We start from the raw sequence: 21,268 nt of genomic DNA, 5'->3' as shown, positions 1-21,268 counted from the left end.
GATCGTGTGTGGCGCGGATCTCAGCGCCGCATAGATCGACTTCAGCGCCGTTGACCGGTGGCCGGGGGAGCGGCGGGCCTTGCCATCGGGGGGCCGGTCGATAGCCTTGGCCGTGCTGGTGGTTCGCCTGCTCCCGGACGTTCCGGAGGTGGGCGAGGCAAGAGGGAACCCGGTGCGAATCCGGGACTGCCCCGCAGCGGTGAGCGGGAACGACCGCCGTCATCGAGCACTGGACCGCGAGGTCTGGGAAGCGACGGCCAGTAGGAGCCTCCGATCCGGAGAACGCCCGCGAGTCCGAAGACCTGCCACCGGTGCGCTCGCCGACCCGGCGCGCGCGGTCCGAGGTCTCGCGGGAGGACCTGACCGACGAGCGGCCGCTGCCTGCCCGCTGGTCCACGCCCGCCCGACCTCGGCGCACTGATGTCGAGCTCGCGAGGTGAGGACTTGACCGGCAAGATCGGATCGACCGTACTCGGATATCCCCGGATCGGCCCGGAGCGGGAGCTGAAGCGGGCGCTGGAGAGCTACTGGGCGGGCCGCTCCAGCGAGGCGGAACTGCGGGAGACGGCCCGGGAGCTGCGCGTCAGGACCTGGCGCGAGCTGCGCGACGCCGGCCTGGACTCGGTGCCCGGCAACACCTTCTCCTACTACGACCAGGTGCTCGACACCGCCGTCACCTTCGGTGCCGTCCCGCCGCGCTACGCCGCGCTGGGCCTCGGTCCGCTGGACACCTACTTCGCGCTGGCGCGCGGCGTGGAAGCGGTGCCGCCGCTGGAGATGACGAAGTGGTTCGACACCAACTACCACTACCTGGTGCCGGAGATCGGCCCGGACACCGAGTTCGCGCTGGCCGATCGCACGCCGGTCGAGCAGTACCGCGAGGCGTTGGAAGCCGGGGTGACCACGCGCCCGGTGCTGGTCGGTCCGCTGACGTTCCTGCTGCTGGCCAAGTCCGCGGAAGGCGCGCCCGAATCCTTCCGGCCGCTGGACAAGCTGCCCGAACTCCTCACCGCCTACGCGGACCTGCTGCGCGAGCTGCACCGCGCCGGGGTCGAGCGGGTGCAGCTCGACGAGCCCGCGTTCGCCGCCGACCGCACGCCGGAACAGCTGGCCGCGCTCGGCGATGCGTACCGGCAGCTGGGCGGGCTGTCGGCTCGGCCGGAGCTGCTGGTCGCCGGTTACTTCGGCGACTTCGGCGAGGCGGTGCGGGAGCTGGCGGGCACGCCGGTGGAGGCGCTGGCCGTCGACCTGGTGACTGCTCCGTCCACTGTGGATTCGATGTCGGGTGTGCCTGGCCTGCGGGACAAGGCGCTGGTCGCCGGGCTCGTCGACGGGCGCAACATCTGGCGCACCGACCTCGACCGCGCGCTCACCGCGGCGGCCACCCTGCTCGGCCTGGCCGGTGAGGTCTCGGTGGGCACCTCGTGCTCGCTGCTGCACGTGCCCTACGACGTCGAGACCGAGGACATCGACCCGCAGGTGAAGTCCTGGCTGGCCTTCGCCGCGCAGAAGGTCCGCGAGGTCGTCGTGCTCGGGCGTGCGCTGGAGGACGGCCGCGAGGCCGTGGCCGACGAGCTCGCCGCCGCGCGCGCAGCCGTCGAGGACCGGGCCGGTGCGACCCGCGTGCGCAACAACCGCGTGCGCGCGCGGCTGGAATCGCTGAAGCCGGAGCACTCGCAGCGCGGCGACTATGCGAAACGCCGGGAAGCGCAGCAGAAATCGCTGCAGCTGCCGCCGCTGCCCACCACGACGATCGGTTCGTTCCCGCAGACCACCGACGTCCGCAGAGCTCGTGCGGCGTTCACCGCCGGGCGCATCGACCGCGCCACCTACCAGCAGCGGATGCGCGACGAGATCAAGCGCGTGATCGAGCTGCAGGAGCGGATCGGCCTCGACGTGCTGGTGCACGGCGAGCCGGAGCGCAACGACATGGTGCAGTACTTCTCCGAGCACCTCGACGGGTTCATCAGCACCGCGAACGGCTGGGTGCAGTCCTACGGCTCCCGGTGCGTGCGGCCGCCGATCCTCTACGGCGACGTGTTCCGGCCGGGGCCGATGACCGTGGCGTGGGCGACCTACGCGCAGAAGCTCACGGCGAAGCCGGTCAAGGGCATGCTCACCGGCCCGGTCACCATCCTGGCCTGGTCGTTCGTCCGCGACGACCAGCCGCTGGGCGAGACCGCGGCGCAGGTCGCGATGGCCATCCGCGACGAGGTGCAGGACCTGGAAGCGGCCGGGATCCGGGTGATCCAGGTGGACGAGCCCGCGCTGCGCGAGCTGCTGCCGCTGCGCGCGGCCCGGCACGAGGCGTACCTGGCGTGGGCGGTCGCGGCGTTCCGGCTGGCCACCTCCGGTGTCGCCGACTCCACCCAGATCCACACGCACCTGTGCTACTCGGAGTTCGGCGACGTGATCGACGCGATCGTCGCGCTCGACGCCGACGTCACCAGCATCGAAGCCGCCCGGTCGCGGATGGAGGTGCTGGAGGACCTCAACGCGGTCGGCTTCGGACGCGGCGTGGGGCCGGGCGTCTACGACATCCACTCGCCGCGCGTGCCGGACGTGGCCGAGGTGGCCGAGCTGCTGCGGGCGGCGCTGCGCTCGGTGCCCGCGGATCGGATCTGGGTGAACCCGGACTGCGGCCTGAAGACCCGCGACTACGCGGAGGTCGAACCGGCGCTGGAGAACCTGGTCGGCGCAGCGGAAGCGGTCCGCCGCGAGCTGCCCTGACCGCAAGGGTTGCGGGCGGTGCCGGTCTCCCACCACTCACAGCACCGCCCGCAACGCCCTCCCCGTGATCCAGTTCACCCGGGAAAGGTGACACGGGGTTGTCGCGACCGGTTGCGACAGTCGGCGCATGACGATCACTGATGAGGACTGCCTCGCCGAGACCACCGCGTTCAACGAGCAGTTCGAGGCGGCTCGCGGCGAGGCGCCGAGTTCGCTGGAAACCCTGCGGCGCAACCGGCTCGGTGGCGACGCGCCGCCGGTGCGCCTGCCGGAGGGGAAGGACCGCGTCGTCGCGGGAGTGCCGGTCCGGGCCTTCGTGCCGGACCGCGTCGACGGCGTCTACCTGCACATCCACGGTGGTGGCTGGGCGTTCGGCGCCGCGGACGGGCAGGACGAGAAGCTGTGGCAGCTGGCCGTCGAAGCGCGGTTGGCCGTGGTGAGCGTGGAATACCGCTTGGCGCCGGAGAACCCGTTCCCGGCCGCACCCGACGACTGCGAAGCCGTCGCCCGGTGGCTGGTGGATCACGCCGCCACCGAGTTCGGCACCCGGCGGCTGCTGATCGGCGGCGAATCGGCCGGAGCCCACCTGAGCGTCCTGACGCTGCTGCGCCTGCGCGACCGGCACGGCATCACCGGCGCGTTCCGAGCGGCCCAGTTGACCTTCGGCCCGTACGACCTGTCGATGACACCGAGCCAGCGCTCGTTCGGCTCCCGGAAGCTGCTGAGCAACACCGACTCGATGCGGCGCACCTACGAGCGCTTCACGCCGGGCATGGGCGCGGAAGAGCGCCGCGACCCGGAGATCTCGCCGCTGTTCGCCGACGTCACCGGACTGCCGCCCGCCCGGATCGTCGTCGGCACCGAAGATCCGCTGCTGGACGACTCGCTCTTCCTGGCGGCGCGGTGGCAGGCGCCCGTGCAGCTCGGCGTCGTCGCCGGCGCGATGCACGGCTTCACGCTGTTCCCGCTGACGATCACCGAGCGGGAACGGCAGCGCGAGCGGGACTTCCTGGCCGGCGCGTGACGGTAGCGTCGAGCTCGTGAACCGGACTGCTCGGCTTTACGCGCTGGTGGAGGAGTTGCGCGCGGTCGCCCCGCGCCCGCTGACCGTCGCGGTGCTCGCAGCGCGGTTCGAGGTCAGCACCCGCACTGTGCAGCGCGATCTCCAGGCGTTGCTGGAGACCGGAGTCCCGGTGCGCACGACCTCCGGGCGCGGCGGGGGCTGGTCGATCGACCCGGCGATGACCCTCCCGCCGATCCGGTTCACCGCCGAAGAAGCTTCGGCGCTGGTCGCCGCGCTCGCGGTGGCCGACGCTCCCTACGCCGACGCGGCGCGCACGGCGTCCCAGAAGATCGCGGCCTCGATGACCGGTCCGGCGGCGGTCGCGGCGCAGGGGCTCGCCGCCCGGATCGTCGCGCTGCCGGACCGGACCGCGGGATCGGTCCGGTCCGCGGTGGAGCGCGCCCTGGAAAGCGGCACGGTGCTGCTGTTGTCCTACGTCGACGAGGCGGGGCGGGAGAGCCGCCGCGCGGTGGAACCGGCCGGACTGCTCACCGCCGGCGGCAGCTGGTACCTCATCGCCTGGTGCCGCGAACGACGAGCGGGCCGAGGTTTCCGGCTGGACCGGATCGTGGCGGCGACGCCGACCGACGAGCGGTCGCCGGCCCACGACCTGGCCGACCTCCTGACCGGCTCGGCAGCCGCGGGCGCGGCCCGACCCACCGCACTCGCCCCGCTGGCACCTCCGCGGTGAGGTCGATGGTCGATTTCGCGCTCTTGCTTGCGCTAGTTCTCCCTACTGCTCGTGCGGGGCTGAATCCCCTTCGGCGGTGAAGACGTGTGTCGATAAGAACCGGGCTGCCCGGTAGTCAGGAACGAGGAAGGCCTCTCCGCGGCCAGAGGGGCTTTCGTTATGCGTGCGCATGACGAAGTTTGGTGGACCGCCACCGCGTAGGGTGATCACGCCGCTACACTCTCCCGCCTGATCGGGAGGTAGTGGGTGGATGACGCGGTACAACAGGTATGCAGTGGAAGTCTGCTCGACCTGTTCGTGACTTGGTGGAGTGGTGAAGAGATCAAGAAGTGCATCCTTTTAGGGTGGAAAATTGTTTTTTGGGCGCGGATTGGGAAGTGGCTTCAATTCGCGGCAGGGTTGGTGGTGGTGCTAGACCTTCTCGGGCCCGACCGCCTGAAAAATCTGGCGTTACGGTTTAGAGGTGCGGGCTGGAAAAATATTCGAGACGCTTGGTCGTCAGACGAGGAGATGGTGAGGGAGGAGAGCTCGGAAGATCGTCCCTCTGGTAAAAGTTTTGGACGACGTGATTTGGTGGTGGTGGTATCGGTTCTGTTCGTGGGTGCCATCATGGAGATGATGGCTATATTGTCAATTCCGGGGGTCGTGGAGGGGATCCATTCTCACGTTCCGAGTCCGCTTGGCCTTTCGGCGGTGGTGATGATCGGGCTTGTAGTATTGACGTACGTCAACGGCCTGGCTCTCCTGCTTTTTGGGATACTGGCGACTGGATCGTTGATCATCGTCGTTCTTGTCCTTTTCTTTGTTGTTACGGGGATTGCGGAGATTCAGTACCGAGCCTTGCGGGGCGATCCCCCGGGGCATCCATTGCGTTGGGTGTCCTTGGTTCTGTTCCTTTTTGGCTTCAGTCTCGACATGCTCGGCTCATGACAAAGCCCCCGGAGTTGAATCGCGCGCTTGTGGCGCTGGATCTGTCCGTGTAGTGCTTCCCTGATTTGGCTTTGCCGAAGAAGTATTTTAACTTGTTCGGATCAATTTCAGTCCTGTCGGCCGTTGCCGCCGATGAGGTGTTGGCGGCGAAGGGCCGAGGAACCGGGCCGATCCTCGGTGCGGGCGGTTGCTTCGGCAAGGACTTCGCCGATCGTTCGGTGAGGTTGAGCTGGGGAGACGTGTTTGCAGTTGACTTCCGGCTCAAGCGGGCAAGACTGGTGTTGTGGTCAAGACGCTGCACCCGCAGAACTACGCCGACGTCTACCACGTCGGCGACTACTTCAGGCAGGGCAACTCCGTGCTGATGGACCTGTCGGCCCTGCCGAACGCCGAGGCGAGACAGCTGGTCGACTTCGCGGCGGGCATGGTCGTGGCGCGGGACGGCAGCATGGAGCGCGTCGCGTCGAAGGTCTTCCTCCTGACGCACCCGAAGGAGGACGCGTGAGCGCGTGAGCCGCTCACGGCTTCGGTGAGATCGCCTGCCGGGCGGCGCCGACCAGCGCTTCGGCGGTGGCGCGATCCAGTTCTCCGGTCATCAGCCAGCGGTAGACCAGCGGCCCGAAGACCAGGTCGCGGATCGTTCCCGCGGTGAGGTCCTCGCGCAGCTCGCCCTGCTGCCGACCGCGTTCCACCAGCTCGGTGACCGCGACGTCCCTGGGCTGCAAGTACTGCTCGTGCAGCAGCGCGGCCAGCTTCGCGCTGCGCCCGCCCTCCGCGTGCACGCCGAGCACGACGCGCCCGAGCGGCGCGGCGGCCAGCTGCGTCACGAAGTCGATCGCCATCGCGCACAGGTCGTCCGCGGCGTCGCCGGTGTTCGGCGCTTCCAGCGGCCGCACCGCGTCGATGAGGGTGCCGACCACCAGGTCTTCCTTCGCGGGCCAGCGCCGGTACACCGTCGGGCGGCCGACTCCGGCGCGGGCCGCCACGGCTTCGATCGTCAGCTCCGCGTAGCCGTGCTCGGCCAGGAGCTCGGCCGCGGCGGTCAGGATCGCGCGATCGGTTTCCGCACGTCGCGGCCTTCCCCTGCTCGGCCTTCCCGGATCGCTCACCGGCCCAGTATATTTACGTTACGTCTTGTAACGATAATGAGGAGTGCGCGATGGCGGTGCGCAGATCGGTGACCCTGGGCCTGTTCCTGGCCTGGCTGGCCAACGACGCCGAGGAGTGGTTCACCATGGCCCCCTGGACGCAGGCCAACCCCGACCGCACGCCGCCCTGGATGCGGGAGCCGATGTCGCAGGAGCACGCCAGGACGGCGATCTCGCTGATGGGTCTGGTCGTGCTCGCCGCCTCGGTCCGGGGAGCGCGGACCGGCGGCCGGTCCCCGTTCTTCCAGAGCGCCCTGTTCGGCTTCGGCGCGCACGGCGTGGGCCACCTCGCGGCCACCGCGCTGCACGGCGGGTACACGCCCGGCGTGGCCACCGCGCCCACCGTGGTCATCCCGTACTCGCTGTGGGCCTGGCGCGAACTCGGCCGGGCCGGCGTCCGGCGGGACGACTCCCGCTCCTGGCTGAGCGGCGTGCTGATGATCCCGGTGTCGCTCGCGGCGGTGCACGGAGCCGCGCGGCTGATCACCCGGTGGCGGAAAACCGGTTGATCGACTCGGTGATAGGAGTAGAGTCCTCCGCTGCGCTTTCAGACGAGGGGGACTCCGTGACAACTCCGGTCGATCCATCCAATGTGGACCAATTGCGCGCGTGGGACGGGAACCAGGGCGACTTCTGGACGTCCCGCGCCGACCGCTTCGACGAGGGCGTCGCCGCCTACCAGGACGATCTGCTCGACGCCGCGCGGATCGATCGCGCCGCGAAGGTGCTCGACATCGGCTGCGGCAGCGGGCGGACGGCGCGCGACGCGGCCCGGCGCGCGGTCGACGGTTCGGTGCTGGGCGTGGACCTGTCGTCGAGCATGATCGAGCTGGCCCGCGGGCTGGCCGCGCGCGAAGAGCTGTCCAACGTGGTGTTCGAGCAGGTCGACGCGCAGGTGCACGACTTCCCGGAAGCGCACTTCGACGTGGCGATCAGCCGCCACGGGGTGATGTTCTTCGGCGATCCGGTCGCGGCGTTCGCCAACATCGCGCGAGCGGTGCGCCCCGGCGGCCGCCTCGCCCTGCTGACCTGGCAACCGGCGGAGCGCCTCGAGTGGATGGTCAAGTTCCGCGCGCTGCTGGCCGCCGGTCGAGACCTGCCGCTGCCGCCGTCGACCGGACCGAGCCCGCTGTCGCTGAGCGATCCCGACGTGGTCCGGGAACTGCTGTCGACCACCGGCTTCGACGACGTGCGGCTGCACGACCTCGCCGAGCCGATGTACTTCGGCCGGGACGTGGACGACGCGTGCGACTTCATCGCCGAGCAGCACGCCTGGCTGCTCGCCGACCTCGACGAGGACGAGAAGGCCCGCGCCATCGCCGACCTGCGCGAAGACCTGGCCGAGCACCAGACCGAGCGCGGCGTGCTCTACGGCTCGGCGGCCTGGCTGATCGAAGCCCGCCGCCGCTGACCCGGTGGCGAAGGACTAAAGCCCCCGGTTGACATCTGTCGCCGGGGGAACCCCGGAACCGGTCATGGCATCAGCGGCCCGGGTCGTTGAACCACGACTGAGCTGCCACAACCGCGCGGACGTCCGCTTCCACGGCCTTCCGCATCCTCGGGGGGTCCGCCATGCCCGACATCGAGTCGACGAACGCGGAGCGGCAACCGCGGTCGAACGCGTGGCGGACCGCGCTCACCGTGCTGCAGGAGGCGGAACCTCCGTTCATCCCGCCCGGTGCGCACGTTATGACCGTCCTCGTCGAGTTCCCGCCGGGCGACCCCGGCACCCCGCCGCACCGGCACTCCGGCCCGGCCTTCGGATACGTGCTGGACGGAGAGATGGTGTTCGAGCTCGAAGGCCACCCAGCGTGCGTCGTCCGGGCCGGCGAGGTGTTCTGGGAGCCGGGCGGCGACGTCATCCACTACCAGGACGGCAACAACCGCGACGACATCCCGGTGCGCTTCACGGTCACCATGCTCTGCGAGCCGGGTGAACCGATGCTCACCCTCGTGGACGAGGAAGAGCTGGAGCGGCGGAAGGACCTCCGGGCCTGACCGCCGATCTCCGCCGCACGCTGAGAACGAGAAAGGTCAACCACATGGAGATCGCCGTCATCGGTGGGACCGGGCTCATCGGATCGCAGGTGGTCGAGCTCCTCGACGCGAGCGGGCACGAGGCGGTGCCGCACTCACCGTCCACCGGGCTGGACCTGCTCAGCGGGCAGGGCTTGCGCGAAGCGCTGGACGGAGCCGACGCCGTCGTCAACCTGACGAACTCACCGGCCTTCGACGAGTCCTCGCTCGACTTCTTCCGGAAGACCATGGACAACCTGCTGGCGGCCGCCGGGAGCGCCGGCACCGGGCACGCGGTCGTCCTCTCGATCGTGGGCGCCGACCAGGTGCCGGACCTGGCCTACTACCGCGCCAAGGTGCTGCAGGAAGACATCCTCAAGGCCGGTCCGGTGCCTTACTCGATCGTCCGCGCCACCCAGTTCTTCGAGTTCGTGGACGCGGTGCTGTCCTGGACCGCCGACGAGAACGAGGTCCGCCTGCCCGCCACGCGCGTCCAGCCCATGGCCGCGGCCGATGTCGCCCGAGCCGTGGCCGATGTCGCCGCGGGCGATCCGTTGCAGGGCACTCGCAACGTCGCCGGGCCCGAGGTCTTCGCGCTCGACGAGCTGGGCCGGATCGCTCTCGCCGCCCGGGGTGACCACCGCACCGTCGTCACCGACGACACCGCCGGCATGTTCGCCGCGGCTTCGGGCGATGCCCTGATCGCCGGGAGCGATGCCGTCATCGCCGATACGACCTACCAGGAGTGGCTCGCCCGCTGACTCGGCGCGGATTCCGACAGCGCCATCCACGACTCAACATGACGCGTGGAAATCGCGCCGAATACGAGAATCGGGCATGAGGGCGCAAGAAGCCCCTCAGCTCTTCGCAGCGTTTCCCGGCGGCGCGAAGACGCCGCCGACGTCGTGCCGATGCTGCGCGGGGAATGACCGAGGCCCCGCGCCCGGGGGCCTCGGTCGTGTCCACTACGGACGGGCGTTGACGAACTCCGCGAGGTGCGCGGACTGCTCCAGCCGCGACGGCTCGTGGACGTACATCATGTGCCCGGCCGGGTAGTAGCGGACGTCGATGTTCTCGCGCAGCTCCGCCGGGATGGGCAGGCGCGCCAGCACGTGCTCGGCCGCGAAGTACGGCGTCGCGCCGTCGGTGTAGCCGCAGCCGACGTGGAGGCGCAGGTGCGGGTTGGCCTGCATCGCCGCACCGAGCTTGTCCACGACGGACACGCTCGCGCCCTCGAACTCCTTGTACGACCAGGGCTGCACCTTGCTGCTGATCATCTCGTAGGGCAGGTCGTTGGTGTAGTCGAGCTCTTCGCGCAGGTAGTGGTTGATCGACGCCGCGTAGGCCCCGAGGATCCCGGAGATGCTCGGGTCGTCGGTGAAGTGCTCGCCCGCCGCGTCGGGCTCCCAGCCGGTGAACCGGCCGTCCATCCGGCCCACGGTCTGCCGCCGGTCGCGCAGCAGCTCGGTGAAGAACCGGATGTGCTCGATGCGCAGGTTCGCGCGCTCCACGTAGTCCTCGGAGAGCCCGGCCAGCGCCGCGACCCGGCGCACCACCTCGGCCCGCTCCTCGTCGGACAGCCGCGCACCGCGGGCCAGCGCCCACGGGTAGTCCTTCGCGGCGAACTCCTCGGCCTCGTCGAGCACCTCGCGCAGCGGCCGGTCGCCGTGCTTGCCGTGGTGGTGCGCGATCGCCGCGTAGGTCGGCAGGTAGAGCGCGTACGGCAGGTCGTTCCCGTCGGTGAACCGGATCGTGCCCATGTCCAGCACCGAGGAGATCAGCAGCAGGCCGTTCGGGTAGAGCCCGTAGCGGGACTGCAGGTGCTCGGCCAGCGCCGCCGCGCGCAGCGTGCCGTAGGACTCGCCCGCCAGGTACTTCGGCGACATCCACCGCCCGTTGCGGGTCGTCCACAGCCGGATCACCTCGGCGATGGACTCGATGTCGCGCTTGTAGCCGTGGAAGTCGCCCGGCGTGCCGCCCTCGACGGCCCGCGAGTAGCCGGTGGACACCGGGTCGATGAACACCAGATCGCTGTGCGCCAGCAGGGTTTCCGGGTTGTCGGTCAGCCCGTAGGGCGGCGGGGCGAGGTCACCGGCGTCCCCGGAGACGACGCGCCGCGGGCCGAGCAGCCCGAGGTGCAGCCACACGCTGGAGGAGCCCGGGCCGCCGTTGAACGCGAAGGTCACCGGCCGGGTGGTGCCGGGCTCGGCGTCGGCGACGTAGGAGGTCACGAAGACCTCGGCCTTGGGCTTGAACCCGTCGAACTTGCCGTCGGTGTGCACCTCTTCGCGCAGCACGACGCGCCCGGTGGTGGCGGTGTAGGACAGCTCGCCGCCTGCCGCTCGGATCGTGTGGTGCGTGCTGACCAGGTCGTCGACCGGCTCCGCCGGGGTGGTCGTTTCCTTGCTCTCGTCGGTCTTGTCCGCGCTGGCTGCCATGCCGACCACATTACGTGCCGCCGCAGCGGTTTTCTGAGACTTTTTAGAGGTGCCCAACACGCCTGCCAAGCTGATCGCCGACCCGGTCGGCGACCCGGCCGCCGCCGCCCTGACCGCCACCCGGCTGACCGAACTGGACCAGCTGATCTCCCGCTGCACGGCCTGCCCGCGCCTGGTCGCCTGGCGCGAGGAGGTGGCCGAGGTCAAGCGCGCGGCGTTCCGCGACGAGGAGTACTGGGGCCGCCCGGTGCCCGGCTTCGGCCCACCGGACGCCGAGATCGGCTTCGTCGGCCTCGCCCCCGCCGCGCACGGCGGCAACCGCACCGGCCGGATCTTCACCGGCGACCGCAGCGGCGACGTCCTGTTCCAGGCGCTCTACGACGTCGGTCTGGCCTCGCAGCCCGAAGCTCACCACCTGGACGACGGCTTGGAGCTCTTCCACACCCGGATCACGGCCCCGGTGCACTGCGCCCCACCGGCCAACAAGCCGACCCCGGCCGAACGCGACACCTGCCGCCCGTGGCTGGTCCGCGAGCTGGACCTGCTCCGCCCGACGCTGCGAGTGGTGATCGTCCTCGGCGCCTTCGGCTGGCAGGCCCTCCTGCCGGTGCTGGCGGACGCGGTGTGGGAGGTCCCGCGACCCCGCCCGAAGTTCGGCCACGAAGCCCACGTGGAACTCCGGGCCACCGACGGCGGAGCACCCCTGCACCTGCTCGGCTGCTACCACGTCAGCCAGCAGAACACCTTCACCGGAAGGCTCACCCCGGCGATGATCAGGAACGTCCTGGAGCGGGCGAAGGAGCTGGCGGGAGTGGGGTGAGGTCCGGCGCTCCCCGCAGCGAGGCCCGGAAGCGGTGGTGTCGGTATGAGCCGCTAGCGTCCGCGGCCATGGATCCCCGGGAGCATCTCAACGCGGCCTCGACCCGACCGTTCGCCGATCCGTCAGCGCTGAGCTCCGAACCGGCGGATCTCCTGCGCGCGCTCGAGGAATCGGACTGGTCGGCGTTCGTGCCCGCCCGCGATCTCGTGCCGTTGCGCGAGCTGCTCGACTCGGTCGAGCGGAAGCGCGGAATCACCGAGGCCCACCGCTTCGCCACCGCGCGGCTTCGCGCGCTCGGTGCTCGGCCGCAGCACCCGCACCACCACTTCGACGGGATCTCGGCGTGCGCGCTGAGCTCCTGCGGGCGCTACCTCGCCACCGGCAGCTGGGGCGAGGACCCGGGTGTCCTGCAGATCTGGGAGGTCGCCACGGGGCGGTGCGTCAACGCGCTCCCCTCGATCGAAGGCGGGCTCGGCTGGCCCGATTGCGAACGCACGATCCAGTGGTCCGCGGACAACGCGCGGATCGCGATGTCCTTCTGCACCAACATGGTCGGCGCCTGGGATCCGTTCGGGGACGATTCCGAACCCATCGCCTCGGCAGACGTGACCAACGGCGGTGGCAGGCCGCCCGCGTTCGCCCTGGCACCCGACGGCCTCCGCGCGTACATCTCCGTGGGCGGCGACGACGAGGGCGTACCGGGTTGCGTGGCCCCGTTGCAGCAGGACCCGGGGTACCACGACGGCGAGGAACCGGATCCGGAGCCGATGGCGGAGTTCCTCCCCGAAGAGGTGATGGCGGACCGCGAGTACGGCCCCGAGCCGCCGAGGTGGGTCGCGTGGTCGAGCGACGGAGCCCGGATCTACGGGCAGGACCGTTCCGGCACGGCGCTCTCGATCGACGCGGGGACCAGGCAGCTGACCTGGATCGCGCAGGCCGGTGACTGCCTGCGCGTCGGCACGGTCGGCATGCCCGCCGCGTGGAGCCCCGACGGGCGGTTCCTCGCCCACCAGCACGGAGAGCTGGTCATCCGGGACGGCTTGACCGGTGAGCGCTTGGCGACCTTCCCCGAGCACCCGGGCGAACCGACCCTGCACTTGGGTCGGCGAGGCGCGCTCGCCCGGCTCGCGGTGGCCATCCGCGATGGCAACGACGCGGGCGCGCGACCGGCCGTGATCATCTACGACGGCGGGGAGCTCCGCCACCAGCTCGACATCGCCCTCCCACGGTGGGACCACGTCGACGCCGCGGCGTGGTGCTGGGCGCCGGACGGCGACCGGGCCGCCGCCCTGACGGCGGCCGGAACCGTCGAGGTGCACTCGCTCACCGACACGCCGGAGCTGGTGCGCACCCTGGAGGTACCGGCCGGTACCGGCGGCCTGCTGTGGGGAGCCGACGACGTGCTGATCGCCCTGGGGACGACGGTGCTGCGCTTCGTCTCCGTGGAGACCGGCGAGGTGCTCGGCGACTTCACCTTCCCGAGCGATGACGTCGCGGAGGACGCTGCTGCCGACGAGCCGGGGTCGTGGCTCGGCGTCGAGGACGACCGGCTCGCCGACATCGTCGAGGACCACGACGACCCGCGATCTCTCGACACCGCCCTGACCTGGAGCGTCGACCGCCGCTTCGGCTGGCCCCTGCGCTGGACCTGATCAGGCCCGGGCGCGGGTCATTCGCCGACCTTGCCCGGGTCGGCGAAATCGCGGGTGGACAGGAGCTGCGGGTCGGCGAACACGGAGTTGTCGATGACGACGTCCATCCTCGGGAGCGGATCGGCCTCCTGGAGGTAGATGCGCTCGGCCACCAGGTACCGGTTGCGGTGGATGGACTCCGCTTCGGAGCCCGCCCAGTCCTGGTCCCGCTCGCCGCCGCGCTGGACGGACAGCTCCGCGTCGATCTGCAGCCAGATCCGGAAGTCCCAGTACTCGTCGATCTCCGGGCGGAAGGCGAAGACGCCGTCCACGATCAGCACCGAATCGGCGTCGAGCGGTGCCGTCTCGGCGGAGTGGTCGCGTTGGGTCAGCGGGTCGATGCTGCACAGCGCTGCGGATGTCGCCTCCGGTGACCTGCACGGATCCAGCAGCAGGCGCCTGGCCGACGGGTAGTCGTAGGCGTTGCGGTAGTAGCCCTCGCCGGACTCGCGGTCGTACAGGTGCCGGTCCCGCCACGGTTTCTTGAAGTCGTCCAGAGTCGCGCGGAGCACCGGCCGCCCCGCGTTGCTGATCCACGCGGCCAGCTCGTGCCCGAAGCTCGTCTTCCCGGCCGCGGTGAAACCGTCGATCCCCACCAGCAGACGCCCCGGTCCGAGTGCCAGCACGCGCTTCGCGATCTCCTCGACCAGCGCGCTGCGCTCGGCGGAAGCCGCTGGCGGGCAGGGCTGCCGCCAGGACGAGGCGGAGTGGTGCACGGCTGCCCGCGGTGAGCTCATGGCGGTGAAGCTAGTCGGTCGGCCCAGCAGCGCGGAAGATCCGCTCGACGGGGATCGGCCCGCTAAATCAGGTGCGTGCGGCCGCACCGGTGATCATGCTGGTCGGATGGATCGTCACACCTTGAGCGCTCTGGCCCATGCCGATCATCCCGTCGCCACCCCGATCAGCACGTCGAACATGGGGCGGTTGATCGAGCGGGCCGCGTGTCCGCCGGACGCCCTCGTGTTCGATCTCGGCTGCGGGGCGGGGGAGTGGGTTCTTCGTGCCCTGCAAGAACATCCGACCGCGCGGGCGCACGCGGTGGACATGTCGGAACCAGCGCTGCGGCGGGGAGCGGAATCCGCTCGCGAGCGCCGGCTCGACGACCGGGTGAGCTTCGTGCGCGGGGACGCGCGGGAGTACCGGCCGCCGCAGGCGTGCGATCTGGTGATGTGCGTCGGATCGACGCACATCTTCGGCGGCCTGGCGGAGACGTTGCAGGCCATCGGCGAGCACGTCGCACCTGGTGGCGCGGTGATCGTCGGTGACGGCTTCTGGGAACGGCCGCCGGATGCGGCGACGTTGGAGGCACTCGGCGGGACGCCGGAGGAGTTCCAGGACCTCGCAGGCACGGTGGACACCGCGGAGAAGGCCGGTTGGACGCCGGTGTACGCGCACGTCAGCGAGCTCGGGGAGTGGGACGACTACGAGTGGTCCTGGACCGGCTCGCTGACCCGCTGGGCGCTCGACAACCCCGACCACCCGGACGCGGAAGCCGCGCTCGCGGCAGCGCGCGAGCACCGCGCGGGCTGGCTGCGCGGCTACCGCGGAGTGCTCGGCTTCGTCACCCTCCTGCTCCAGCGTCTTCCGCAGCACGGCTGAGCCGCGAAGATTCAGTGGAGGTGCGCACTGTGGACGTGCGGGTGATCGACGGTACGCGGACCCACGTCGACGACGCGGCACGGATCTGGGCGGAGGCGACGGCGGCGCGCGATCGGGACCCGGAGGTCGCTTCGCCGGAGCTCGCGCGCCCGATCATCCGGGGCGTGCTCGACCGGTCTCCCCGGTCGCTGCTGCTCGTCGCAGTGGCGGGGGAGGAAGCGCTCGGGTTCGCCGCCGTCGAACCGGTGGGCTCGGCGGCGGAGGTGAGGTACGTCGGTGTGCGGCCCTCCGCGTGGGGCGCGGGGGTGGGGGCCGCGCTGCTGCGATCGCTGCCGTCCGAGCTGACAGCGCGCGGCTTCACCCGTGCGCAGCTGAAGGTCTACGTCGACAACCACCGCGCGGTCCGGCTCTACGAAGCTGGCGGCTGGCGGGCGAGCGGGGCTCCCTCGCCGCATCCGCGGACGGGAAAGCCGGAGCAGCAGTACCGCTTGCCGCTGACCGCGTAGTTCCGCAGCGCTCGTCGGCCTGGTCAGCTCTGCCAGGCCTCGTCCGGAACCGGGGGCAGCGTTTCGCCGGTCTCCAGGAGGGTTTTCAGGTCGGAGAGCAGGTGGGGCCAGCCGGTGCTGACCATCCGGCGCATCGTGCTGCCGTCCGGGAAGTCGTCGTGGATCACGGTGAGCTTGACGGTCTGCCCGTGCGGTTCGATCTCGAAGGTGACCTTCGAGCGGCTCTCCGCGGCGAGCGCGGCGAGCGTTTCGTCGTCGATGCCGGCGCCCGCTGCCCACTCCCGGGTCGGCGTGTGCCAGGTGTAGGAGAGGCGGCGGGGCGGATCGGCCTCCAGCACGACCTGCGCGGGATCGGCGATGCGTTGGCCGTTCTCCTCCCAGGTCATGGTCGATCCCGGGCGCCAGTCGGTCTCGAACGCGACTCCCCAGTAGCGGCGGGTGAACGCCGGGTCGGTGAGGGCCTGCCACAGCCGTTCCGGGGTCGTCTTGATGAAAGTGGTGTAGCTGAAAGCTGATTCGCTCATCGGTGCGGACTCCAATGCCTGCTTGAGATCGGCCAGTGCCGCTGCGCGCCGCCGGTCGTAGCGGTGCATCCAGCGGTCCGCGATCGCGTTGATCGGTGCGGCGTTCAGGTAGTGCCACTTCTCGCGGCCCCGGCGAACGGTGGTGACCAGGTTCGCCTCCTCGAGGATCGCGAGGTGCTTGCTCACCGACTGCCGGGCCATGTCGAGGCCGTCGCACAGCTCGCGCAGCCGCTGCCCGTTCTGGGCGTTGAGGCTGTCGAGGAGCCGACGCCGGTTCGGGTCGGCCAACGCTCTGAATACTTCGTCCATAGCTCCCGCACGCCTTGAAATGCAGCCGTTCGGCTGCCTGAAGCATAGGCAGCCGAACGGCTGCACGTCAAAACGGGCCCGCACCTCACCCGTCAGCGGAGCCGCCGCGTGGCTTCAGGTCGCGTAGCGCTCGGTGAGGTCGTGGCCGATCCTGGCGAGCTCGCGGCGAACGGATTCCGGTTCCAGCACCTCGACCGCGGCGCCCCAGCCCGCCAGCTGCTCGGCGAGGGACCGGGCCAGGTGCGCGGTCACCCGCGCCCGGACACGTCCGGCTTCCGCGCCGATGGGATCGCAATGCCGCCCGAAGTGCTTGCACAGCACCGGGAACAGCTCTGCGTCGACCAGCACCACGGCCGAGACGAGCGAGCGCCGCTGCTCGACATCCGCCACGACCCGCTGCCACTCCGCGGCGAGGTCGAAGTCGTCGGGGCGCTCCGCGGGCTGCTCCGCGGTCGTCGCCGCCGCGATGCGGTCGACGCGGAACGTCCGCCGACCGGCTTCGGTGTCGGCGATCAGGTACCAGATCCCGTCCTTGTCGATCAGCCCCAGCGGATCCACGAGCCGCTCCGCCGAACTCCCGTGGGTCAGCCGGACCTTGAGCCTGCGCACCGTGGCGTTCCGGAGTCGTTCGAGGAGTTCGGGCGGCTTCCGGCTCCGCTCGCCCCAGCGTGCCGGGTCCGACACCACGGCCGCCGCCGCGGCTTCGGCATCGGCGCGGAACGTCGCGGGCAGAGCCCGGATGAGCTTGCGGAGCGCGGAGGTCAGCTCGGGTGCAGCGGAGCTCGCCGGCCCGAGGAGCGCGAAGAGCGCCTGCGACTCGGCGGCGTTCAACCCGCTCAGGTCGGTGCGGGCGCCGCCGACCAGCGACCACCCGCCGCCGCGCCCCTGCTGCGGGTACACCGGGATGCCCGCGGCGGACAGCGCCTCCAGATCGCGGCGCGCGGTGGCCACCGAGACCTCCAGCTCTTCGGCCAGGTCGGCGGCGGTCATCCGGCCGCGGGCCTGGAGCAGCAGCAGGGCGGCCACGAGGCGGTCAGCGCGCATGGGCCGATGTTCGCAGGAAAAGTGCTCGGTCGGTGAGCACTTTGGCCGCCAAGCTCGGCCGGGAACCGCGAGAGAGGAACCGAAATGCTGCGAGGGCTCACGACGGCCTCCTTCTACTCCCCGGACCTGCCCGCGACCAAGCGCTGGTACGCGGAGCTGTTCGGGATTCCGCCGTACCTGGACACCCCGGGCTACCTGGAGTGGCGCGTCGGGGACCACCAGCACGAGTTCGGCGTCATCGACAGCGCTTACGCCGGCACCGAGCTGGCTCGGACGCCTTCGCCCGACGCCATCGGCGGACCGGCGGGCGCAGTGGTGTTCTGGCACGTGGACGACGTGCCCGCGGTCGTGGCGAAGCTGGTGGCGATGGGCGCGAGGGAGCACGACGCGCCGCGCGATCGCGGCGAGGGCTTCATCACCGCCTCCGTGGTCGATCCGTGGGGAAACGTCCTCGGCGTGATGCACAACCCGCACTACCTGGCAGTTCTTGGCGAAAAGCCACCTGCTGCGCGCTGATCCGGGTCTGGTGGTTGTCGGACCGCCGTGGCAGATTCCGCGGCATGACGGGATTCGATCCGAAGGCCGACCTGGTGCGCTACCTGAAATCCGGCCGCGAAGCGCTGCTGTGGAAGCTCGACGGCCTCTCCGAGTACGACGTCCGCCGCCCGCTGACGCCCACGGGCACCAACCTGCTCGGCCTGGTCAAGCACGTCGCCAGCATGGAGGCCGGGTACTTCGGCGTCGTGTTCGACCGGCCGTTCCCGGAGCCGCTGCCCTGGCTGGCCGAGGACGCCGAGCTCAACGCCGACATGTGGGCGACCGCCGACCAGTCGCGCGAGTGGGTCGTCGACTTCTACCACCGGGCGTGGGCGCACTCGGACGCCACGATCGAGGCCCTGGAGCTGGACGCGAGGGGCCGGGTGCCGTGGTGGCCCGCCGACCGGAACGAGGCGACGCTGCACCGGATCCTGGTGCACGTGATCGCCGAAACCGACCGGCACGCCGGGCACGCCGACATCGTCCGCGAGCTCATCGACGGTGAAGTCGGCATGGTCAACGGCAACGAGAACATGCCGCCGGCCGACAAGGCCTGGTGGGCGGACTACCGCGCCCGCCTGGAGCGCGTGGCGGCGGAGGCCTGATCCGAGGTTCGGCAACACGCTGGAGTGAATTTCGTTCCGCGGCCTCTTCGCAGGTGGCGGCGGAGTTACCACCGTCGGTAGCATCCTCGTCATGAGTGCGTTGCCGAACGATCCCGCGGGCGGGCTTGAGCGGGGGAGGGATTTCACCGAGCGGTTGGCTCTGCTGTTGAGCCAGTATCGCGAGTTCGACGAGCCCGCACAGGACGACGCCGCGTCGGCGGGCTCGTCGAGCAACGTGCGGTCGCTGGGGCGTGCGCGGAAGGTCAGCGTGTCGATGCCCGAGGAGCTGACGGCCGCAGTGCAAAGCCGGGTGGGCCGCGGTGCGTTCAGCCAGTACGTGACGGACGCGGTGGCCAGACAGCTCGAACTGGACCTGCTGGCCGAACTGTCCGGCCTGCTCGACGCGGAACACGGTCAGGTTCCGGAAGAACTCCTGGCGGAGGCGCGGGCGGCATGGCCGGACACCGAGTAGCGGCTGGCGGCACGCTGGTGCTGGACAGCGAGGGGCTGTCGAAGCTGGCGAGCGGAGATGCGCGGGCGCGGTCGTACCTGGAGGTCGCACGGGCACGGCGAGCTCGGGTGGTGGCGAGTGCGATCACCCTGACCGAAGTGCTCCGCGGCGGCGGCCGGGACGCGTTGGCGCACCGAGTGCTCTCGCGCATCACCATCGTGCCCGTGTCGGCCGAAATCGCCCGCGCAGCCGGAGAACTGCTCTGTGCCACGGGAATGTCGGGCCATCGCTGCGCGATCGACGCAGTCGTCGCGGCGACGGCCCTGGAACTCGCGCGCCCGGTTGTGATCCTGACCAGCGACCCGGACGATCTGAATCAACTGGTCGACGAACCGGAACGACCAAAGCACGAACGAGTCGTCGTCCACCACGTCTAGCGGCGAAAGGCGCGATTGGCTTTCCGGGATCGCGTTGCGGCCTTATCGCTGATCGGGCGGGGTGAACGTCCGGTGAACGGATCCGGGGGAATCGGACATATCCGATTGAGTTTGGGCATTGCGGCTCAAGATTCGGTAGGGTGGCTGGAACCAGCCCTCATGACACCTCGGTGGTGTCGTCGTGACGCCACCGCACACCACCCCTCCAGGGTGCGTACACAGCGCGTTTGACCGCGTACTGCGCGTTGACCGTGATCGAAGCCACCCGCGACTGGCGTCACATTAAGGGGGGTCGGCGCAGCGCGAACACGGTCCGTGGTGCGACCATGTGAAGCATGGCTGGTAAATCCGATCCCACGCGGATTCTCATCCTCGGCGGCGGTTACGTCGGCATGTACACGGCACTTCAGCTGCAGAAGAAGCTGGGGCGCCGGGAAGCCTCCGTGACGGTCGTCGATCCTCAGCCGCACATGACCTACCAGCCCTTCCTCCCGGAAGCGGCAGCGGGCAACGTTGAGCCCCGCCACGTGGTAGCGCCACTGCGACGAGTGTTGAAGCGGTGCCACGTGGTCACCGCCGCTGTCACCGAGATCAATCACGACCAGAAGGTCGTCACGGTCGACAACCCGCAGACGGGTTCCGAGCAGATCGGCTACGACGTGCTCGTCGTGGCGCTGGGTTCGGTCTCCCGACTGCTGCCGATCCCCGGCCTCGCCGAGGAGGGCATCGGGCTCAAGACCGTCGGCGAAGCGACCTACCTGCGCAACCACGTGCTGGGCAAGATGGACGCCGCCGCCAACACCGACGACGAGGAGCTGCGCAAGCGGCTGCTGACCTTCACCTTCGTCGGCGGCGGCTTCGCCGGTGTCGAGGCGCTGGCGGAGCTGGAGGACATGGCCCGCTTCGCGACGCGCTACTACGACAACATCAAGGCCGACGACATGTCCTGGGTGCTCGTCGAGGCCGCCGGCCGGGTGATGCCCGAGGTCAGCGAGAAGATGGGCGTCTACGTCGTCAACGCCCTCGAAGAGCGCGGCATCAAGGTCTACCTGAACACCTTCCTGAAGTCGGTGGAGGGCGGCCACGCGGTGCTGTCCGACGGCACCGAGTTCGACACCGACACGCTGGTGTGGAACGCGGGCGTCAAGGCCAACCCGGTGCTGAAGAACAGCGACCTCCCGCTCGACGAGCGCGGCCGGGTCAAGGCCAGCGCGCACCTGCAGGTCGAGGGCCTGCCGGGCGTCTGGGCCGCCGGTGACTGCGCCGCGGTGCCGGACCTGTCGAAGACCGACGAGAACCCCGGCGCGACCTGCGCCCCGTCGGCCCAGCACGCGGTGCGGCAGGCCAACCAGCTGGCGAAGAACGTGCTGTCGACGCTGCGCGGCAAGAAGACCAGCGAGTACCGGCACGCCTACGCCGGTTCGGTCGCGGGCATGGGGCTGTACAAGGGCGTCGCCGACGTCTACGGCTTCAAGGCCAAGGGCTTCGTGGCGTGGTTCATGCACCGCTCGTACCACGTGAGCCGGATGCCCACGTTCAACCGCAAGCTGCGCATCATCATCGACTGGACGCTGGCCTTCCTGTTCAAGCGGGAAGTGGTGTCCATGGGTCAGATCGAGAACCCGCGGGCCGCCTTCGAGCGGGCTGCGGAGAGCTGATCGGCCGGGAGCAACAGCGACGAAGCCGCGTGTCGCAGCCGGCACGCGGCTTTCTTGCGCTGATGTTCTGC

At 70.2% G+C, this 21,268-nt stretch carries 23 protein-coding genes and 1 riboswitch; of the genes, 18 read left to right on the top strand and 5 right to left on the bottom strand.

Going from position 1 to position 21,268, the window contains the following annotated elements; translation table 11 throughout:
- Positions 1 to 102: 102 nt before the first annotated feature.
- Positions 103 to 324, top strand: a riboswitch (cobalamin riboswitch).
- A 120-nt stretch (positions 325 to 444) separates the two neighbouring features.
- The 5 genes from metE (at position 445) to C4T78_RS19260 (ending at position 5,919) form a co-directional block, all read left to right on the top strand.
- Positions 445 to 2,730, top strand: a complete 2,286-nt coding sequence (gene metE, locus C4T78_RS19280; RefSeq protein ID WP_093349605.1) for a 5-methyltetrahydropteroyltriglutamate--homocysteine S-methyltransferase — start codon at positions 445 to 447, stop codon at positions 2,728 to 2,730.
- Between the two features lie 127 nt (positions 2,731 to 2,857).
- Positions 2,858 to 3,754 (top strand): alpha/beta hydrolase, encoded by an 897-nt coding sequence (locus tag C4T78_RS19275; protein ID WP_093349602.1) that lies wholly within the window; start codon positions 2,858 to 2,860, stop codon positions 3,752 to 3,754.
- A 16-nt stretch (positions 3,755 to 3,770) separates the two neighbouring features.
- Positions 3,771 to 4,484, top strand: coding sequence for a helix-turn-helix transcriptional regulator (locus C4T78_RS19270; protein ID WP_093349600.1), 714 nt, complete (start codon positions 3,771 to 3,773; stop codon positions 4,482 to 4,484).
- A 246-nt stretch (positions 4,485 to 4,730) separates the two neighbouring features.
- The gene (locus tag C4T78_RS36100) at positions 4,731 to 5,414 is read left to right on the top strand and encodes a hypothetical protein (RefSeq protein WP_143185767.1); all 684 of its coding nucleotides are present in this window, start codon (positions 4,731 to 4,733) and stop codon (positions 5,412 to 5,414) included.
- A gap of 283 nt (positions 5,415 to 5,697) precedes the next feature.
- A complete protein-coding gene (locus tag C4T78_RS19260; RefSeq protein WP_093349595.1) occupies positions 5,698 to 5,919 on the top strand; it encodes a cell division protein SepF in 222 nt (73 codons plus the stop codon).
- Positions 5,920 to 5,932: 13 nt separating this feature from the next.
- Here C4T78_RS19260 and C4T78_RS19255 read toward each other — a convergent pair whose 3' ends face one another.
- Positions 5,933 to 6,523 carry a TetR/AcrR family transcriptional regulator gene (locus tag C4T78_RS19255; RefSeq protein ID WP_093349592.1) on the bottom strand — a complete coding sequence of 197 codons (591 nt, stop codon included), beginning with the start codon at positions 6,521 to 6,523 and terminating at the stop codon, positions 5,933 to 5,935.
- A gap of 50 nt (positions 6,524 to 6,573) precedes the next feature.
- On the opposite strand from C4T78_RS19255, the gene C4T78_RS19250 reads away from it, so the two are divergent.
- The 4 genes from C4T78_RS19250 (at position 6,574) to C4T78_RS19235 (ending at position 9,339) form a co-directional block, all read left to right on the top strand.
- The gene (locus C4T78_RS19250) at positions 6,574 to 7,071 is read left to right on the top strand and encodes an HXXEE domain-containing protein (RefSeq protein WP_218161529.1); all 498 of its coding nucleotides are present in this window, start codon (positions 6,574 to 6,576) and stop codon (positions 7,069 to 7,071) included.
- Positions 7,072 to 7,154: 83 nt separating this feature from the next.
- Complete coding sequence (locus tag C4T78_RS19245; RefSeq protein WP_309599284.1) at positions 7,155 to 7,973, top strand: class I SAM-dependent methyltransferase; 819 nt, start codon at positions 7,155 to 7,157, stop codon at positions 7,971 to 7,973.
- Positions 7,974 to 8,134: 161 nt separating this feature from the next.
- Positions 8,135 to 8,560 carry a cupin domain-containing protein gene (locus C4T78_RS19240; protein WP_093349587.1) on the top strand — a complete coding sequence of 142 codons (426 nt, stop codon included), beginning with the start codon at positions 8,135 to 8,137 and terminating at the stop codon, positions 8,558 to 8,560.
- A 44-nt stretch (positions 8,561 to 8,604) separates the two neighbouring features.
- On the top strand, positions 8,605 to 9,339 hold the full coding sequence (locus tag C4T78_RS19235; RefSeq protein ID WP_093349585.1) for an SDR family oxidoreductase: 735 nt from the start codon (positions 8,605 to 8,607) through the stop codon (positions 9,337 to 9,339).
- Between the two features lie 204 nt (positions 9,340 to 9,543).
- On the opposite strand, the gene C4T78_RS19230 is transcribed toward C4T78_RS19235, so the two are convergent.
- Positions 9,544 to 11,016, bottom strand: a complete 1,473-nt coding sequence (locus tag C4T78_RS19230) for a S10 family peptidase (protein WP_093349582.1) — start codon at positions 11,014 to 11,016, stop codon at positions 9,544 to 9,546.
- Positions 11,017 to 11,125: 109 nt separating this feature from the next.
- Between C4T78_RS19230 and C4T78_RS19225 the strand changes: the two genes are divergently transcribed.
- On the top strand, positions 11,126 to 11,836 hold the full coding sequence (locus C4T78_RS19225; protein ID WP_235863383.1) for a uracil-DNA glycosylase: 711 nt from the start codon (positions 11,126 to 11,128) through the stop codon (positions 11,834 to 11,836).
- Between the two features lie 68 nt (positions 11,837 to 11,904).
- Positions 11,905 to 13,488: a WD40 repeat domain-containing protein gene (locus tag C4T78_RS19220; protein ID WP_093349578.1), complete on the top strand. Its 1,584-nt coding sequence runs from the start codon at positions 11,905 to 11,907 to the stop codon at positions 13,486 to 13,488.
- Between the two features lie 17 nt (positions 13,489 to 13,505).
- Here C4T78_RS19220 and C4T78_RS19215 read toward each other — a convergent pair whose 3' ends face one another.
- Positions 13,506 to 14,264 (bottom strand): nucleoside/nucleotide kinase family protein, encoded by a 759-nt coding sequence (locus C4T78_RS19215; RefSeq protein ID WP_093349576.1) that lies wholly within the window; start codon positions 14,262 to 14,264, stop codon positions 13,506 to 13,508.
- A gap of 106 nt (positions 14,265 to 14,370) precedes the next feature.
- Here C4T78_RS19215 and C4T78_RS19210 point away from each other — a divergent pair, with 106 nt between their 5' ends.
- Both C4T78_RS19210 and C4T78_RS19205 read left to right on the top strand, forming a co-directional pair.
- Complete coding sequence (locus C4T78_RS19210; protein ID WP_093349573.1) at positions 14,371 to 15,126, top strand: SAM-dependent methyltransferase; 756 nt, start codon at positions 14,371 to 14,373, stop codon at positions 15,124 to 15,126.
- Positions 15,127 to 15,155: 29 nt separating this feature from the next.
- Positions 15,156 to 15,632, top strand: a complete 477-nt coding sequence (locus tag C4T78_RS19205) for a GNAT family N-acetyltransferase (protein WP_177247496.1) — start codon at positions 15,156 to 15,158, stop codon at positions 15,630 to 15,632.
- A gap of 23 nt (positions 15,633 to 15,655) precedes the next feature.
- On the opposite strand, the gene C4T78_RS19200 is transcribed toward C4T78_RS19205, so the two are convergent.
- Entirely contained in the window at positions 15,656 to 16,465 is an 810-nt protein-coding gene (locus C4T78_RS19200; protein WP_093349568.1) for an ArsR/SmtB family transcription factor, read from the bottom strand.
- A 114-nt stretch (positions 16,466 to 16,579) separates the two neighbouring features.
- Positions 16,580 to 17,509: a helix-turn-helix transcriptional regulator gene (locus C4T78_RS19195; protein ID WP_093349565.1), complete on the bottom strand. Its 930-nt coding sequence runs from the start codon at positions 17,507 to 17,509 to the stop codon at positions 16,580 to 16,582.
- A gap of 84 nt (positions 17,510 to 17,593) precedes the next feature.
- Here C4T78_RS19195 and C4T78_RS19190 point away from each other — a divergent pair, with 84 nt between their 5' ends.
- The 5 genes from C4T78_RS19190 (at position 17,594) to C4T78_RS19170 (ending at position 21,197) form a co-directional block, all read left to right on the top strand.
- Positions 17,594 to 18,025, top strand: coding sequence for a VOC family protein (locus C4T78_RS19190; protein WP_093349563.1), 432 nt, complete (start codon positions 17,594 to 17,596; stop codon positions 18,023 to 18,025).
- Positions 18,026 to 18,069: 44 nt separating this feature from the next.
- Positions 18,070 to 18,651, top strand: a complete 582-nt coding sequence (locus tag C4T78_RS19185; RefSeq protein WP_093349561.1) for a DinB family protein — start codon at positions 18,070 to 18,072, stop codon at positions 18,649 to 18,651.
- Positions 18,652 to 18,742: 91 nt separating this feature from the next.
- Positions 18,743 to 19,123 carry a hypothetical protein gene (locus C4T78_RS19180; RefSeq protein ID WP_093349559.1) on the top strand — a complete coding sequence of 127 codons (381 nt, stop codon included), beginning with the start codon at positions 18,743 to 18,745 and terminating at the stop codon, positions 19,121 to 19,123.
- Positions 19,105 to 19,539 carry a type II toxin-antitoxin system VapC family toxin gene (locus tag C4T78_RS19175; protein WP_093349557.1) on the top strand — a complete coding sequence of 145 codons (435 nt, stop codon included), beginning with the start codon at positions 19,105 to 19,107 and terminating at the stop codon, positions 19,537 to 19,539. Before C4T78_RS19180 ends, C4T78_RS19175 begins: the two co-directional genes overlap by 19 nt.
- A gap of 335 nt (positions 19,540 to 19,874) precedes the next feature.
- On the top strand, positions 19,875 to 21,197 hold the full coding sequence (locus C4T78_RS19170; RefSeq protein ID WP_093152701.1) for an NAD(P)/FAD-dependent oxidoreductase: 1,323 nt from the start codon (positions 19,875 to 19,877) through the stop codon (positions 21,195 to 21,197).
- Positions 21,198 to 21,268 lie beyond the last annotated feature (71 nt).

The sequence above is a fragment of the Saccharopolyspora kobensis genome (assembly GCF_900108315.1).
GTDB classification, from domain to species: Bacteria; Actinomycetota; Actinomycetes; order Mycobacteriales; family Pseudonocardiaceae; genus Saccharopolyspora; species Saccharopolyspora kobensis.
The sequence above is the reverse complement of the archived record's forward strand: the minus strand, read 5'-3'. Positions and strand labels throughout refer to the sequence as shown.

Excerpts from the sequence above, each read along its gene's own strand:
- C4T78_RS19210 (WP_093349573.1), top strand. The coding sequence starts at position 14,371 with ATGGATCGTCACACCTTGAGCGCTCTGGCCCATGCCGATCATCCCGTC.
- C4T78_RS19200 (WP_093349568.1), bottom strand. The coding sequence starts at position 16,465 with ATGGACGAAGTATTCAGAGCGTTGGCCGACCCGAACCGGCGTCGGCTC.
- C4T78_RS19180 (WP_093349559.1), top strand. The coding sequence starts at position 18,743 with ATGAGTGCGTTGCCGAACGATCCCGCGGGCGGGCTTGAGCGGGGGAGG.
- C4T78_RS19235 (WP_093349585.1), top strand. The coding sequence starts at position 8,605 with ATGGAGATCGCCGTCATCGGTGGGACCGGGCTCATCGGATCGCAGGTG.
- C4T78_RS19175 (WP_093349557.1), top strand. The coding sequence starts at position 19,105 with ATGGCCGGACACCGAGTAGCGGCTGGCGGCACGCTGGTGCTGGACAGC.
- C4T78_RS19190 (WP_093349563.1), top strand. The coding sequence starts at position 17,594 with ATGCTGCGAGGGCTCACGACGGCCTCCTTCTACTCCCCGGACCTGCCC.
- C4T78_RS19215 (WP_093349576.1), bottom strand. The coding sequence starts at position 14,264 with ATGAGCTCACCGCGGGCAGCCGTGCACCACTCCGCCTCGTCCTGGCGG.
- C4T78_RS19195 (WP_093349565.1), bottom strand. The coding sequence starts at position 17,509 with ATGCGCGCTGACCGCCTCGTGGCCGCCCTGCTGCTGCTCCAGGCCCGC.
- C4T78_RS19250 (WP_218161529.1), top strand. The coding sequence starts at position 6,574 with ATGGCGGTGCGCAGATCGGTGACCCTGGGCCTGTTCCTGGCCTGGCTG.
- C4T78_RS19240 (WP_093349587.1), top strand. The coding sequence starts at position 8,135 with ATGCCCGACATCGAGTCGACGAACGCGGAGCGGCAACCGCGGTCGAAC.
- C4T78_RS19170 (WP_093152701.1), top strand. The coding sequence starts at position 19,875 with ATGGCTGGTAAATCCGATCCCACGCGGATTCTCATCCTCGGCGGCGGT.
- C4T78_RS19275 (WP_093349602.1), top strand. The coding sequence starts at position 2,858 with ATGACGATCACTGATGAGGACTGCCTCGCCGAGACCACCGCGTTCAAC.
- C4T78_RS19220 (WP_093349578.1), top strand. The coding sequence starts at position 11,905 with ATGGATCCCCGGGAGCATCTCAACGCGGCCTCGACCCGACCGTTCGCC.
- C4T78_RS19230 (WP_093349582.1), bottom strand. The coding sequence starts at position 11,016 with ATGGCAGCCAGCGCGGACAAGACCGACGAGAGCAAGGAAACGACCACC.
- C4T78_RS19185 (WP_093349561.1), top strand. The coding sequence starts at position 18,070 with ATGACGGGATTCGATCCGAAGGCCGACCTGGTGCGCTACCTGAAATCC.